3 protein-coding genes are annotated in these 2258 nt (G+C 66.6%); all 3 read left to right on the forward strand.

Going from position 1 to position 2258, the window contains the following annotated elements:
- Nucleotides 1–168 precede the first annotated feature (168 nt).
- The 3 genes from ABEA43_RS67595 to ABEA43_RS67605 all read left to right on the forward strand — a co-directional run bounded on the left by ABEA43_RS67595 (nucleotide 169) and on the right by ABEA43_RS67605 (nucleotide 2182).
- The gene (locus ABEA43_RS67595; protein ID WP_345581485.1) at nucleotides 169–948 is read left to right on the forward strand and encodes a helix-turn-helix transcriptional regulator; all 780 of its coding nucleotides are present in this window, start codon (nucleotides 169–171) and stop codon (nucleotides 946–948) included.
- A 104-nt stretch (nucleotides 949–1052) separates the two neighbouring features.
- Nucleotides 1053–1541 (forward strand): nuclear transport factor 2 family protein, encoded by a 489-nt coding sequence (locus tag ABEA43_RS67600; protein WP_345581488.1) that lies wholly within the window; start codon nucleotides 1053–1055, stop codon nucleotides 1539–1541.
- A gap of 35 nt (nucleotides 1542–1576) precedes the next feature.
- Nucleotides 1577–2182 (forward strand): hypothetical protein, encoded by a 606-nt coding sequence (locus tag ABEA43_RS67605; protein ID WP_345581491.1) that lies wholly within the window; start codon nucleotides 1577–1579, stop codon nucleotides 2180–2182.
- The last annotated feature ends 76 nt before the right edge of the window (nucleotides 2183–2258 follow it).

Raw genomic sequence — 2258 nt, forward strand, 5'->3', positions numbered from 1 at the left:
GGCAAGTACGAGAACCAGATCCTGCCTTCCGGCATGTCGGCGGGCACGCCCCAAGAAGCCCTCGACTGCGCCTGCGGTCTCTACCTCAGCCACTGACCCCGAAGGACTTACGGGCAGGACCACTTAGTCTCCGCCAAACGCGGCGACTGGACGACCGCAGAAGATCACGTGACCGAAGGCCGTCACCTCGAAAAGATCTTGGTCAACCGACTCTATGGGGCCGTCGCCGAGGCGTGGCTGGCCACCTCGCAAAGGGACCCGGCCCGGGTGCTGCGGGTACTGCACCCCCTCCTCGAGCTCAACGATCAGGACGGAGCCGAAGAGCCCGGAGTGCTCGACTGGCGTGACCTGCTCAGCGACGCCTACCTTGCAGTCGGCGAGCCGGAGCGCGCCCCGGCCGTCCTGGCACCCTTCGAGCGGCGGGCGCTGGCACGAGCACTCGACATGTCCCTGGTGCGGGTATTCCGCGCCAAGGCCAACCTGCTCGCCGCCCACCAGGATCATCCCGGAGCCGCGGCCGCCTTCGAACGCGGTCTGCGTCATGCCGACCGTGCGGGCGTCCCCTTCGACCGCGCCCGCCTGGAGCTGGACTACGGATGCTTCCTGCGCAGGCACGGATCACGTAACGCAGCGGGAGACCAGCTGACAGCCGCACACCAGGTGTTCAGCAGGCTGAGCGCCCTGCCGTATCTCGAACGATGCCACCAGGAACTGGCCGCGTGCGGCCGCGCACCGCGACGTAAACCCCAAGGCGGAGGGCTGACCGTTCGTGAGCTGGCGGTGGCCAGGCTAGTGGCCACCGGGAGGAGCAATCAGCAGGTCGGTCGAGAACTGCTACTCAGCGTCAAGACGGTGGAATACCACCTTGGACATGTCTTCGCCAAGCTAGGCGTCACCAACCGGGCCGAACTCGCCGCCCGGTTCGCCGCGGACGACGACCCCTCCTAGCGGAGGGTATCGCCAGGGATATCCCTGGGCTCTTCCCCGGGGTGCCGGACTCGGGTGGGGAGTGACCATGGCCGTGTACGGCAGCTATCGAGGGAGGCTAAGGCATGCACTTCGTCCTGGATTTGCACCACTCATCGGATGGCATCCGCGGACAAGTCATGCGGAAAGGCGCGAGAGGTCCGGAGGACTTCAACGGATGGCTGGATTTGTTCCGCCTGTTGGAGCTCCACCCCGCAAGCGGCCCGGACCCTATCCAGACCGTGCGGCAGCTCGTGGAAGCGGAAAACGACCACGACCTGCACGCCGCCGAGCAGCTCCTAGCAGCAGACTTCGTTGGCATCACACGCGCCCGCGGAGAGGAGCAGACCCGCGACAAACTGCTCGACGAGATCGCCAGCCCGAGGAACCCTGAACTCCACCGTGCCGTCGACGCACACGAGGTCTGGATGAGCCAGGGCCCGAACCTCTGTGTCGTGCGCAGCATCGTCAGCACCGACAAACCGCCCAAGCGATTCCGTAACCTTCACGTCCTTACGATGGTGCAAGGCCACTGGCTCTGCCTAGCCTGGCAAGTCACCGAGCTGAAGCTATGACGGAACCCGGTTTAGTCACGCTGGGCGATCCACACGTGGCCATCCTGGTCACGGGCACGCTCGTCATCGTGGGCGCGGCCGGCCGGTCACGCCTGCTCAAGGTGGTCCTGTACAGCTCAGCCGTTGCGACCCTGGTGTGGGCGCTCAGCAGCAACGCGGCGCAGGGCAAGTCGCCGCAGCGCTTGCTGAGCGAGGTCACCTGGGCGCAGATGGTGGCACTCCTGGAAAGGCCGTTGGTCGCGTTGATCCTGGCGGTCGCGCTCGCCTTCGTGGGCACCCAGGCGGGCTGGCGACTGGTGAAGCTGCTCGCCTTCTGCGGGGCTGTCGCGGGCGTGATCTGGGCGGCGATCAGCTACGCGGCCGTGGGTGACGCCGTGTCGGCAGGCTTTCAGGTGATCGGCACCGTGCTGATCTGGCTCATCATCGCGATAATGGTGGTCGGCGTGGTGGCAGTCCTCGCGGTGCTGGTCATGTCGCTCGCCGCCGCGGGCCCCCGCCGCCGGCCCTACCTGCGACCAGCGGACTGGCTGGAGGGTGATGAGCCGGAGTCCGACCGGGCCAAGCGCTTTATGAAAGTGCAGGAGCGACTGACCGGGGTTCCGCAGCTGGTAGTCACACGTGAGCCCGGATTTGGATGTTGACCTGGGAGAATGCGTGTAGGGCCGGGGAGGGTCGTGTGCCTATGCCCTCGGCGGCCGGTCGCTCATCAGGTCAGGC

It is taken from the genome of Nonomuraea rosea, from assembly GCF_039539705.1.
In the GTDB taxonomy this organism is placed as follows: Bacteria; Actinomycetota; Actinomycetes; order Streptosporangiales; family Streptosporangiaceae; genus Nonomuraea; species Nonomuraea rosea.

What these genes read in the sequence shown, in the direction of transcription:
- ABEA43_RS67600 (WP_345581488.1), top strand. Translation starts at nt 1,053, where the DNA reads ATGCACTTCGTCCTGGATTTGCACCACTCATCGGATGGCATCCGCGGA.